Source organism: Lysinibacillus fusiformis (assembly GCF_002845985.1).
Lineage (GTDB): Bacteria > Bacillota > Bacilli > Bacillales_A > Planococcaceae > Lysinibacillus > Lysinibacillus fusiformis_D.
In genome coordinates this window covers 292,759-305,239 of record NZ_PDFK01000002.1, presented here as the reverse complement: position 1 = coordinate 305,239, position 12,481 = coordinate 292,759, and the positions used below count along the sequence as shown (strand labels likewise).

Here is a 12,481-nt window from a genome sequence, read left to right as displayed (position 1 = left end):
GAGGTCAATGATGTGATACCATTTCACCCAACTTTCGTATAAAAGTAACGAGCGAACGTCATATCCGACATTATACATGCGACAAGTCTTTATAAATCTAAATGGGGATTACCTAAGTCAGAATGCCTTTGGGCTATGTGTATAGACACTGAATATCTGATATGGTAACGGAGCTCTCGTAGTAGTCCGAGCTAGGGAAAGCCTAGTACATGGCGAAGGGGAGCAGTTTACAACGTTAATACAAAATTGGGAAGGAGCGGAGGCTCTATGAGAATTCCAAAAGTAGTATTAAATCGTCTAACTGCCAAAGCAAAAGATAAGGATTATGTATTTGAACGGCTATATCGTAACTTATACAATAAAGAGTTCTATTTTGAAGCTTACGCAAAATTGTATACAAACAAGGGCAGTAATACAAGAGGGATCAATGAAGATACGATTGATGGTATGAGTATAAAACGTATTGAAAAGCTCATTGAAAAATTAAAAACGCAAACGTATCAACCAAATCCAGCACGACGGACGTATATCCCAAAAAAGAACGGGAAAACAAGACCGCTTGGCATTCCTACCTTCGAGGATAAATTAGTCCAAGAAGTTGTTCGGCGATTACTTGAAAGTATTTATGAACCGCATTTTTCCATACACTCTCATGGATTTAGACCAAATCTTAGCTGTCATACAGCATTGAAAGAAATCCGCAATACTTTTACGGGGACAAGATGGTTTATTGAGGGGGATATTAAAGGCTTCTTCGATAATATAGACCACCATGTATTAATAAATATTTTAAGAAAACAGATTCAAGATGAAAAATTCATCAATTTAATCTGGAAGTTTTTGCGAGCAGGCTATGTGGAAGATTGGGTATTTCACAAAACTTATAGTGGTGCACCACAAGGCGGGATTATTAGTCCTCTGTTATCGAACATTTATTTAAATGAACTCGACAAATATGTGGAGCAATATATAGAAAGCTATAATAAAGGTGATAAACGTACACACAATCTTACTTATCATAACTTAGCATCAAAAATTGCGAAGAGAAAAAGTAACAATAAACGTGATTGGTCTAAATTAAGTGAAGAACAAAAGAAAGAACGGTTAAAAGAATTAAAAGCGCTTTATAAAGAATTACAAAGCCATGATAGTAAAGACCTTTTTGACCCAAATTACCGACGTTTAAAATATGTGCGGTACGCAGATGATTTTATACTAGGTGTCATCGGTAGTAAAAAGGAAGCCGAACAAACTAAGCAAGACTTGAAAATGTTCTTAAAAAAACAACTAAAGTTAGAGTTAAGCGATGAAAAGACCTTAATTACTCACAGTAAGAAAAATGCGCGTTTTCTTGGGTATGATATTCGTGTTATGAGAGATTGGCATAGAATGAAAATGCCAAATGGAACAAAAAAGCGTAAGTTCAACTATCAAGCAAAGCTTTTCGTTCCACATGAAAAATATATCCAAAAACTTCTACAGTTAAATGCGTTAAAAATAGGAGCAAACAATGGTTGGAAACCCATTCATCGCCCGTATTTGGTGCATAATGATGATCTTGAAATTTTACGTACGTACAATGCGGAAATAGAGGGTTACTACAATTACTATCGTCTAGCGAGTAATGTACATGTTTTACAGTCTTTCCGTCAAACGATGAAATACAGCATGATTAAAACGTATACGAATAAATATAAAAGTACTGTCAGCAAAATTATCACTAAATATAAGATTAATAGGAAAATGGGTGTTCGATATGAAACCAAAGAGGGTCTAAAAATTGCTTATTTTACAGAGCAATGAATGGAAAAGAACGATACGATTAAACAGCCAACAGTTGATATAGTTGAAAATACATTAATTTATACAGGGCGAACGAGTATGATTGACCGATTACTTGTCGAAAAATGTGAATGGTGCAGTACAGTGGGAGTACCACTTGAAATGCATCACATCCATAAACTAAAAGATTTAAAAGGCAAGAAAATGTGGGAACAAAAAATGATTGCCCGAAGAAGAAAGACAATGGCGTTATGTACATCGTGTCATCACGATTTACATAATGGTAAGTTAGATTAAAGTAAATGGAAAGCCGTATACTCTGAGAGGAGTACGTACGGTTTGGAGGGGAGTTCTTGGAAACCTAATATAGAAATATATGAAGGCGCTGGATTCTCACCCTACTTTCGAGAAGCTGTTAAACGGTCTGCCGCTTCCATTATTTGTGCTCATAATCATCGGATTATGTTTATGTTAGACTTTAAATTCACTTAATGATAATATGGTAACACCTAAAAAAATTAGGTGTTACCTAAAATTGTGAGGTGTCGTATGGATCGCTTTAAATTAATTGATAATACTGTAGAATCAAATAATATATTGGTAGATACAAAGGAATTACATAATTATCAAGCAAAAATTTTAGGAGAATGGGAGAGACAGCAAAAAGTAAAAGGGTTCACCATTGAGACTGTTGCATTAAACTTAAGAAATATTAATGAGTTTTTATCATTATCAAGTAAATTCTTTTGGGAGATTACATCTGATGATGTTGAAAATTTTTATCTTTCATTAGTGGGGAGGGGTTTAGCACATAGTACAAGAAGAAAATATCAATCTAATATTTCTACATTTTATAATTTTTTAAGAAACAGAAAGTCTCTTGAAATCTACAATGTTTTAGGTGTTACAGTTCCAGACGTGTTAGATGATTTTAATAAATTTTTTCATCGAAGAGATGATAATGATATTAGAGTTGTACCACCAAGAAAAGATATTGTTGATACATTTTTTGAAGGTATGAAGGAAGAGATGAAGTATGGTAGAAAATATTATACTGCTGCTAGGGACTATGTGTTTTTTAAAGTATTAATGTTGTCGGGATTGAGAATATTTGAATTGACTAAAATAGATATAAATGATTTGAGATTTGACTTAGGAGAAAGTGGTAAAATTCATGTCAGATTTGGAAAAGGAAGTAGAGGTACAGGTTATAAAACTCGTTGGGTTCCAATGCTTAATGATGTAGATGTTTTATTAAAATGGTACTTGGATGAAATACTTCCCGATTTTAAGAAAGAAAATATGAACAAGGTTGCTGTATTTCTATCTGAAAACGGACAGAGGGTTTCACGTAATACCATGAGAGCAAATTTAAAGCGAAGACAGAGAAATATAGGGGTTCCAGAAGAAGAATTGTTTTCTGCTCATCAATTGAGGCATGCATTCGCTACATCTCAAGTAGAATTGGGTGTAGATATACTAACTATGAGTAAATTATTAGGTCATGCTAATGTGTCTACGACTGCAGGATACCTTGAACCTAGTAGTAATTATATCGAAAGACGTATAAGAGTAAGTCAAGAAAATTGGAGAAAACAATTAGCTGATTGGGAAGAAGGTGAATAAAGTTGGCTTTTGAATGGAGATTAAGGAAAATAATGGCTGAAAATGATATATGGTCAGGAGCAGAACTCGCTAGAAGAATGGAAGAAATAACGGGTTACAAACTGTCTGCACCTTCAATTGCAGCATTAATAAATGAACCACCAAAACAGGTGAAAATGACGACACTTGATGCGTTGTGTTCGGCACTTAATTGTAAACCAAATGACTTACTTGTTCATAAACCTACGGTAATTATATCTAAAGATATAAATAATGAAAAAGAAGTTCAAACAAAAAAAGTTGCAAACGGATTTGAACGTAAATTGCCACCGATTTAAAGGAGATATAAATGTATACGAGCTGTCCAAAATGTAATCAAAAGGTATCTAAAAAGACCGTAGCAAAATATGGAGAATGCAATGAGTGTCAAGGTAAACGAAGACTGAATAAATATTTAACAGACTCGGCTTATAGATTATCGAAGACTAAAAGTGAATTTACATCAGATATATTAATCGACTTTATTTCATTTATAGAAAAGAGTCCATGGAAATATGCTCAATTAAATCGAATGGTTATAGATTTTTTGAAAATTTTACAAGGTTATGAAGGAGATATACCCCTCCTAGAATCAAAATTAGTTGATGATTATTTATCAAAAAGTGCAATTAAATCTCCATCGACTATTTACACGATTAAAGTGTTTTTATACTCGAAGAGTTTAATTATTTTTGATGAAGAATCATACGAAGATTCATTTTATCCTGTTGATATTCGACCTGAACGAAGGTTGACAGAACAGGTAACACAGTATTTTTTTTCAGAAAATAGATGTCATGACTGTGGAGTAAACTTAAGGGAAAAAGCTCAACATAATTTCTGTTATGAATGTATTGCATACAGAACGATTCATCATAGAACCACGTTCGAATACTTAAATACGATGCTTAGCAATGAGTCAGTAAAAGGTTTGTACGTTAATTTTATTCATTATTTGTATAGTTTGAATCGAACAGTACAAACATGCGCAGCGATTTTGGGCAATACGGAAAAGTTCTTTGTCTTTTTACAAGGGTACATTCCAGATGGGCTACAGATGCATCCGTTTATATTTAAAGAGCAAGAGCAGACGCATGAATACGAATTGATCCATGGGCGCAAATATATTAACATTCTTCTTTCAGATGATTGGTTGTTAGATTTTAAAAAGGAGTTTTCGTCTGATAATAGTTCTAAAGAAATTTTTTTAGTCTTTCTGGAAAGTGAAGGTTTATTAAAACAAAGCCCAATAGATGCAAAGTCAAAAACCGTACATAAAATTAGACAGTTAGAAAATTCATTTCAACAACCAATATTGAAAATGATTGAGTTTGAATCTCAAAAAATAGAGAATTCTAGACGGAAAAATGCGTCTTCTACAAAGACATGGGCAACAGTTGATATATTTATTGATGAAGTAAGAGCATTTTATTATTGGTTAATGAAAAATTATACTGTTTCAAGTTGGGCAGAAATTACAGAGGATATGATTAATAAATACCTTCTAGATATGGATTTTTTGAGTAGTCAAATAAGAAAAAGAACGTTATTTAATTTTTTTACTTTTATGAAGAAGCATGGATTTATTTTTGTAGTTCCTATAGAACAATTTGTAGCTAGAGATAGCATGGTGGAAATTGAACCATTGACTCTGCAGCAACATAAAGCCATTTTTAAAGCAATTGAGTTTGGAGAGGAAGATTTAGTCGTTGAAAGATTTTTATCTTCTCTAGTGTACTTCCATGGCCTTAAGAGTAGTGAAATTAAAGTTTTAGAGTTAGAAAATCTATTGCTAGATGAAAAATGTATTTATATAAATGGGAGGCCTCCGGCATACCTGAGTGATAGCGATTTAAGGTTATTAAAAAAGGTATTAATTAGTCGCAAAGAAATGTTGGGGAGAAAAAAATCAAATAAATTATTCCCAGCTTTTAAATCACTAAAAGATACTTCAATTTCAAATGTTTCAATTTGTAAAAAGGTAAAACAAGTAACTGGATATTCGCCTAAACGATTACGTATAGCTGCATTTCAATATTGTGCTTCAAAGTTTGGTTCTCAATATTTACATGAAAGTTTTGGTTTATCCCTAACTCAAAGTGCTAGATACGCAAGAATTGGTGAAGATTTATTAGAAGCTATTGTTCAATCGGATATAAATAAAAATCATAATTCATAAGGGGTTTATAAAAAAGTAGAATTGTTGCGTGTGCTACTTACAGGCTCTCTTTAGGAGTTCAAAATTAAAATAAATAACACAAAATAGCATGTGAATTTATTAGATGTTCGTTTTAAAAGGGTACACATATTAGTTTCAACATGCTTTTTTTAAATCAGATCTTTTGGAGGAATGTAATTAAAGTAACATGTGCTTTAGTTTAATAAGAACAGGACTTGTGTATATAAATGATTTTTATATATGCAAGTCCTTTTATTATGCTTCCTCATCACTCTTTTTTCTTTACTTACAATAACGATTAAACTACTTATAGATTCGTTAAAAGTTGCTACGGCTGTTGAAGCTAACTCAAAGTTGGTAATTTTTAGACCTCACGGTTTCGACCTGCTCTAAAACAAATTAGACATAACTATTAACAAAAAAAGAGGTCACTAAGACACTCTCATAATCCTAAAAATTCAAAAAACCCAAATCGTCTAAGGTCATATGTATTATCCTGTTTATCATTTCATCATTAACAGTTGAGTTTTTAACGATATTACTGCTTTTAATCTTTTGATAGATTGGATGTGATTCATTAAACAATTCCGACCCATCTCCAACATCATTTTCCTTAATATAGCCACGTATTATCCGATTTGCCAACCCATCAATTGCAAAAGTATCTTTTCTGTGTTTAGATACTTCATCATCTTCATTAATGCTAATTATATTGTGTCTAACTCTATTAATATCCCTCTTAATTTCACTAAACATTTTTTCCATATAATCTTTAATTGGCAATTCGGTACTTTGTAAATTAGCCACTTTGAAAGTTCCAAAATCCTTTAAGTACATACTTTCTTCTTCTAAAGATTTTTTATATGTTGCAAGTAATTTAGATTTAATTTGGTTCTTAACATCTACAATATCTTTGTATCTTAAATCTCTACGATAGTTAATATGATGTATTGATGAGATATCAAAAATATAATCAGTTAAATCATCTTTTAGCAAAATAAACGGTCTATCAAAAGCCAATCTAACACCTAATTCAAACATTACATTTGGATTTTTAGAACTCACGTCAACAATAACAATATCATCCTCGTAAATGCGTTGAATAATTGTTTTTTGAATCAGAGTGACATCCTCAGATTCACTAACCATACTTACTTCTACCTCATACTCTGTGATTTCTTTTAGTGCTTCTTCAATTATTTTTCTAACATCTCCCCAATGTCCTATAGGAAAACCTTCTGTATGTGAAATTGGCATTATTAATCCTACTTTTAATTTCTTTGCCTCAGTTCCTGTTACACTTAATTCCTTTTGTTTAGATTCTGCAACCTTTTCTACCACAACTCACACTCCTTATAATATGTATTTGTTCCATTATAAGACATAAAGCAATTATAATTCTATAAAAAGCAGTTAAGTAATCACTATAGAACTACAAGCCGACCTGAGTAGCAATCTAGGTGATTTTTGTTGTCTTTCAATAATAATTTAATAATTATTCTTGTATATGTAGCACTTTTTTTTATTGTACTAACGGTGCGGTTTATTCTTTGGCGGGATTTAATATGTTAAGTTTATCCGATGATGAATGTTTCAAAAGTTGTATGGTAACATTGCCACTCAAAAGTTTAATCGCATTGGAATTTAAATTTTCAATTACATGTTTAACAGCCGATGAATCGCCTGTAATATAAATTTCATCCTCTGGAATAAGGATTGATGGTTCTATTTGTGCTTAATTTTATTGTATATCAAATGGTTGTTTGATATGTGATAAGGGTTTGGGTGCATGGGGTTGTCAATCTAAATTTGCTAATTATCTGTGTTTAAAGTTTTTTTATTTAGGAGTTAGCTGTTGGATTATTATAATTAACATAGTTATAATCCTAATATTTAAAATTTAAGTTAATATAAAAAAGAGTGGCATTCACTACTCTTTTTTAACCTAACAGCCCTAATCTTTCTTAGGCGCTCTTTCAAAGATCACTGAAACGGATTTGTAATTTTTCCCAGTATCTTCTATATCTTCTCGGAAAACTTCCACCACCAAAATGGGTGCTTGAGTTCTTCTAACACCAACAATGTCACCTGGTTGAATATTTAACGAGCGTAGATGTTTAGGAATATGCCATGTGTATTTTTTTGTATCTAGTTTTAATGGCTCCCCTTTTTTACTTCTAATATGATAAGCTTTCAGAGTATTATTATCTTTCATTATTCCACCCCTTATTTTCTCAATAATTTTTACTTGCTGATAAAATGCTTGCAGCTCATGCGTTAAAGTTTATTGTAAGCGAAGTATTTAATGTAAAAATAGTCTTGAATTGGATAATCTTGAGGGATATAATTTAATACATGCTTTGAAGATGAAGTGAACGCAAAGAAATATTAAGATATTCTACTTCTTCATTTCAAAAGACTATTGCAGGAGAATATTATGTGGAAATTCAAAGAAATAGTTAAGGATAAGGATTTTTGGGTTAGTTCTATGGTGTTTCCTGGTGCATTATTCGGGTTAGCTACTACTTTACTTACTTTTATTGAATTTGATAAAAGTTGTAAGGAACGCATTTTAATTGGACTAGCGAGTATAAGTTTTATATATATACTGTATAAACTTTTTAAAAGTCTTTTGTTAAAGAAAATAAAATTAAATATTGATGGTTCCGAAATTGAAATAAAAAAAGGTGATATTTTCACATTTCCTCGAAATGTCTATAAGGTAATCGCCTTTAATGAATTTTTCGATACTAAAGTAGATGACCAAATAATATCTAGAACATCTTTAAACGGACAGTATTTAAACAAATTTTATCCAGAAAATATATCAGGATTAGATAAAAAAATCATACAAGATTCACGAATGCAGCTTAGAATTGTTGAAAAAAACGTAACACGTCCTTTAGGAGGAAAGAAAAATCGTTATCGTTTAGGTTCTATATATAAAGATATGGATTTCTTTCTTGTAGCATTTTCAAAATTTGATGATGAGAATCAAGCTAATTTAATGCTACATGAATATGCAAATTGCTTGATAAATTTTTGGAATGAAGTAAATGGTCTCTATGCTCAACAAGAAGTTGTTGTTCCATTGCTGGGTTCTGGTATAACGAGACATAAGGATTTTACTGCCGATCCTCATCAGTTACTAGAAATAATGCTTTGGACTTTTAAAATTAGTAAGGTTAAATTTAGAGAACCTTCTAAAGTTACTATTCTTCTTCATGGAAACCATCATAAAAAAATAAATTTTTATAAATTAAAGGAGTTCGAAAAAAATGGCATATAGAAATGGTAATTATACAGCATTTTATGTAAGTGAACCTTTTAGTGAGAGTAACCTAGGAGCATCTGCCACAAAGGATTTTTCGTCTTATAACTTGTTAAGAGCATGGAAAGCTGCAGATAGTAATTTTCCCTTTAATGACTCACATAATAAAAACTATAACGTGAGAGACGGAAGTGACTGGGAAAAAACTTTGAAACCACGTTTACATGATAGACTAAGCCAATCAAAAAATATTATTTTATTTTTAAGTTCGGTGACAAAAAATAGTAAAGCATTGCGTGAAGAAATAAACTATGGAATAGGTACAAAGGGCTTGCCAGTAATTGTTATTTATCCTGAATATAAGGATAAGGGTGATATTATAGATTGTAAAACAAATATCATTAAAGATGAGATTAAGGGTTTGTGGGATAAATTACCTAGTTTTAGAGATTCAATGGCAGAAGTTCCTACAATTCATTTACCTTATAAAAAAGATCTGATACAAAAAGCATTAAATGATAAGGATTTTATGATAAATACAAAGTGTAAATCTGGTGCATACTTTTATACATGCTAAAGCAAGATAGTGATAACTCTATTAAAAATAAACATACAGTATGTATTTACATCTAAGGCAAATAAACCTTATTTTGATTTTGTTTGGTGAACTGTATCATAAATAGTTCGAAGTTTTAAAAACATCTCCCTCAATGGATTACAAAGAGGAGAGATGTTTTTAATTGGGAGTTGATTTTATTTCGCAATATACGAACGCTTTTCCTCTCATGTTGACTGGGAGTGTATTTATTGCTTAATGAAGATTTGTTAATTAAAATCCGTTATTCATTGAAAACGGAAACATTAATTAGGAAGTTGAAGCTGAAAAACCAAATGAAAAATGGTGTACAAATGTGACTGAATTTAAGTATAGCCATAAACATTAAACTTTCTACTATTGTATATTATCAATCCTCTGGATAATTCATCTGATATTCTATTTGACTCTCTGCTTGATTATCCATATTCAATTTAAAATCAAGGTATTCATTAAAATATTGATATTTCTTTTTATTAGTAAGTGAGTTCTCCTTTTTGATACGTTCCTCAAAAAAGTTGAGTATAATTTCACTTTTAGTTAAACGAGTAAGCCTTTTTATTTTTTCGTCAATTTTTTTAGAATATTGATTTACTAATTCATCAAAATAGTAATCAAATATAATTTCAAATTGTGAAAAATCGGTAATTTCATTATCTTTCAATATCTCTAATAACCTATCATACTCTTTCTTTTTTATACAATTGTTGATTCTTTCATTCATAAAGTTATTATATTTTTCGTTACAAGCACTATTTAATTTTTCGATGAACAATTTAATTTCTGAATGACATTCAATTTCATTACCGTATGCATCAATATCGTTCCATACGCTATGAATAAATGGTTCATATTTTAAATTCTCTCTAGGTTCATAAATTTTAATACCAATTCTTAAAAGTTCTTTATATTTTTCTTCATCTAGCATACTATTCTCTTCTAATGCACTTGCAAGGGAGATTATGCTAGCCTGATCAATAAAATACTCCAAATCTTCATTCTTAATATTTTTATCAATTTGGTTTATAAGAATTTGTAACTCTTTATCATTTAAATAATACAAGTTATAAAGATATGTAATATCTGATCTGATTTGTGAAAATTGGCTCTTATACAATTTGAAGGAATTACTTGGGAGCTTTTCGAATAAAAAAAGTTTCTTCAAATCGTTATAAATATTAAAGTCATCAAAATTCAATTTTTTGTTTTCCTTGGATTCTTTTGGGAAATAATAATCATACACAACTGCTTTACATATTTTTAAAAGAGCCTTATCTATATTTCCTACTCCAACATGTACTTTCGCACGTAATATTAACTCGATATATTTCTTGAAGATCCTTAAATTATTTATATTTTCAGCTAAATAAGCTTTATATGATGAGGATAATCCAAATGATATTATATTTACAAAATATATATCAATTATTTCAATATTATTAAGTTCAACATCATCAACTAAAATCAACTTTAGTATATCTCTATTTAAATTATTGATTTTTAAAATATTATCAATTACTTTCTCTCTATATAAATTGAATATAACTAAGTCCTCTTTTGCTAATTCATCTGTATTAGCAATAAGTATAATATCGAAATTTGTTGACGCTCTCTCAATAAGACCAAGTAATTCTTTCATATTAATGGAATCAGATTTTCTTTCTAAATCATCAAGACATATTATTTTCCTCTTACCGTCGTTCTTATTATTTTTAATGTCTTCTATCGAAAATGAATTTATATAATTTTCGATATTAACGCCTGTAAATTTACCAACAATATCTTTAGCAAGGTTTCCAAATAGTTTTGTAAATCCGCCAAAATCTGTAACATCCTTAAATCCAGGAATTAAATTAATAAGAAGTGTTTTTTCAATTTCCTTGACTGAATTCTTACCAAATGCAGAAACGTATATTAATTCATAGTTCACTTCTTGTTCAAAAAGAGTTTTTATAAGATGTGTTTTACCTATCCCCCAACTACCGTCTACTAAAGTACATTGGGTATTGTTATCTTCCAATATTCTTTTGATAGTATTACTTGCTTGCAAAGTATCCATTAAATTCACTCCTAACCTAAATTTTCATAAATTCCATTTATATGAAACACATTTATTATTATAACTCTCTTGGAGTAGGTAATATATTTAAAAAGTCTTTATATAATAGGTAAATTTTTTTCGGCCGAAATCATTTATTATAACAGAGATGTGTATTGCAAAATAAAAGTGCAGAGTATTGCTACCTGACTTAACGTTGCAACTTTACATGGAGTGGAGGGAATGATAGCCTCGTGTAGGCAAAGCCAGCCCTTAGTATAGCTGGCTTCTTGGCTTATTACTCATGCACTCAGAGGCTCCATGTCAAGTTGCAACTTTGTGTAATTGCAATTGCAAAACTATGTATTTTTTCTTTGCAAAATACAAGAGAGGTGAGAATAGTATGGACAACCTAGAATTTGAAAGTTTAGTACCTACAAATTCAATGGATGAAAATAAGAAACCATTTATTGAAGCACTTAATTGGGCAATAAGCAATTTTTAAATTAATGAATCTAATACAATAAAATTTCTTCAGGAGGATATTAATTTGCATAAACCATAAAGTTAGCGCCTTTTTTGATTGATACGCCTAAAGTGCGAGGAATCCTACTTAGTAGTTTGATGTTAAGGTAGGGATTTGGGGTATTTTGTAAACAAAGACCTCATAAAGTTGTTAGTTGTAATAAGTTTTACAGCTTAAAAAGCAGCTTGATTATATCATATCAGTTAGAAGGTGTTCTTTCTTTAGTTAAATATACTAGTAAGAATAATAGTTATCGGCTCAGTAGAAAGAAGTTAGGATTAACAGTGCAATTTAAATAGTAGACATATTACCCGTGGTGAGTAAATTATGTTGCCCGAGTTATAAGTGCTTAGTAACATTAAAGTCCTTTAAAAATAATAAAGTTGAAGATGTAACCTTTGCTAGAAAATTCACATCTATATTAAAGAGGTGAGTGGAATGAAAGT

Annotated in this window: 8 protein-coding genes and 1 pseudogene; 6 read left to right on the top strand and 3 right to left on the bottom strand. The window is 30.6% G+C overall.

Annotation, left to right across the window (positions count from 1 at the left end):
* Positions 1-267 precede the first annotated feature (267 nt).
* The 4 genes and pseudogenes from CRI88_RS07550 to CRI88_RS07535 all read left to right on the top strand — a co-directional run bounded on the left by CRI88_RS07550 (position 268) and on the right by CRI88_RS07535 (position 5,605).
* Positions 268-2,079, top strand: a pseudogene (locus CRI88_RS07550) (reverse transcriptase domain-containing protein).
* A 252-nt stretch (positions 2,080-2,331) separates the two neighbouring features.
* A complete protein-coding gene (locus CRI88_RS07545; protein ID WP_101966529.1) occupies positions 2,332-3,408 on the top strand; it encodes a tyrosine-type recombinase/integrase in 1,077 nt (358 codons plus the stop codon).
* Positions 3,409-3,410: 2 nt separating this feature from the next.
* Positions 3,411-3,725, top strand: a complete 315-nt coding sequence (locus tag CRI88_RS07540; RefSeq protein ID WP_257982880.1) for a helix-turn-helix domain-containing protein — start codon at positions 3,411-3,413, stop codon at positions 3,723-3,725.
* A gap of 11 nt (positions 3,726-3,736) precedes the next feature.
* On the top strand, positions 3,737-5,605 hold the full coding sequence (locus CRI88_RS07535; protein ID WP_101966528.1) for a hypothetical protein: 1,869 nt from the start codon (positions 3,737-3,739) through the stop codon (positions 5,603-5,605).
* Between the two features lie 450 nt (positions 5,606-6,055).
* Here CRI88_RS07535 and CRI88_RS07530 read toward each other — a convergent pair whose 3' ends face one another.
* Together CRI88_RS07530 and CRI88_RS07520 are read right to left on the bottom strand one after the other, a co-directional pair.
* Positions 6,056-6,946, bottom strand: coding sequence for a hypothetical protein (locus CRI88_RS07530; RefSeq protein WP_101966527.1), 891 nt, complete (start codon positions 6,944-6,946; stop codon positions 6,056-6,058).
* Positions 6,947-7,559: 613 nt separating this feature from the next.
* Positions 7,560-7,820 carry a DUF5839 family protein gene (locus CRI88_RS07520; protein WP_101966526.1) on the bottom strand — a complete coding sequence of 87 codons (261 nt, stop codon included), beginning with the start codon at positions 7,818-7,820 and terminating at the stop codon, positions 7,560-7,562.
* 222 nt (positions 7,821-8,042) lie between these two features.
* Between CRI88_RS07520 and CRI88_RS07515 the strand changes: the two genes are divergently transcribed.
* Together CRI88_RS07515 and CRI88_RS07510 are read left to right on the top strand one after the other, a co-directional pair.
* Positions 8,043-8,894 carry a macro domain-containing protein gene (locus CRI88_RS07515; RefSeq protein WP_101966525.1) on the top strand — a complete coding sequence of 284 codons (852 nt, stop codon included), beginning with the start codon at positions 8,043-8,045 and terminating at the stop codon, positions 8,892-8,894.
* Positions 8,884-9,453 carry a TIR domain-containing protein gene (locus CRI88_RS07510; protein WP_101966524.1) on the top strand — a complete coding sequence of 190 codons (570 nt, stop codon included), beginning with the start codon at positions 8,884-8,886 and terminating at the stop codon, positions 9,451-9,453. The genes CRI88_RS07515 and CRI88_RS07510 overlap by 11 nt, the downstream gene beginning before the upstream one ends.
* Before the next feature lie 388 nt (positions 9,454-9,841).
* On the opposite strand, the gene CRI88_RS07505 is transcribed toward CRI88_RS07510, so the two are convergent.
* Positions 9,842-11,530 carry a P-loop NTPase family protein gene (locus CRI88_RS07505; RefSeq protein WP_101966523.1) on the bottom strand — a complete coding sequence of 563 codons (1,689 nt, stop codon included), beginning with the start codon at positions 11,528-11,530 and terminating at the stop codon, positions 9,842-9,844.
* Positions 11,531-12,481: the final 951 nt, after the last annotated feature.

Bases quoted from the DNA above. Each gene is read 5' to 3' on its own strand.
- CRI88_RS07545 (WP_101966529.1), top strand. From the start codon at position 2,332: ATGGATCGCTTTAAATTAATTGATAATACTGTAGAATCAAATAATATA.
- CRI88_RS07535 (WP_101966528.1), top strand. From the start codon at position 3,737: ATGTATACGAGCTGTCCAAAATGTAATCAAAAGGTATCTAAAAAGACC.
- CRI88_RS07520 (WP_101966526.1), bottom strand. From the start codon at position 7,820: ATGAAAGATAATAATACTCTGAAAGCTTATCATATTAGAAGTAAAAAA.
- CRI88_RS07515 (WP_101966525.1), top strand. From the start codon at position 8,043: ATGTGGAAATTCAAAGAAATAGTTAAGGATAAGGATTTTTGGGTTAGT.
- CRI88_RS07510 (WP_101966524.1), top strand. From the start codon at position 8,884: ATGGCATATAGAAATGGTAATTATACAGCATTTTATGTAAGTGAACCT.
- CRI88_RS07505 (WP_101966523.1), bottom strand. From the start codon at position 11,530: ATGGATACTTTGCAAGCAAGTAATACTATCAAAAGAATATTGGAAGAT.